Raw genomic sequence first — 234 nt, forward strand, 5'->3', positions numbered from 1 at the left:
CCCCCCCCCCCTCTTCTTAGGGAGGAAGTTGCCCCCCCAGATTACTACGCGTCTCGTGGGCTCGGAGATGTGTATAAGAGACAGGGCCGCGACGAGCAGCTGCGCACCTTCGACGTCGTCCTCGAGCGCTCGGAGCGTCCGCGCGCGATGCGCTCGATCGTGCTCACCGGCCTGCGCGGCGTCGGCAAGCTGTCTCTTATACACATCTGACGCTGCCGACGACGGAGAGAGTGT

Annotated in this window: 1 protein-coding gene; it reads left to right on the forward strand. The window is 65.0% G+C overall.

The window, feature by feature from the left end:
* Positions 1-210: hypothetical protein (locus tag ACPYOM_RS24005; protein ID WP_481347904.1), on the forward strand; the 210-nt coding region annotated here is incomplete at its 5' end.
* Positions 211-234 lie beyond the last annotated feature (24 nt).

The sequence above is a fragment of the Monashia sp. HAY1-2A genome (assembly GCF_056755315.1).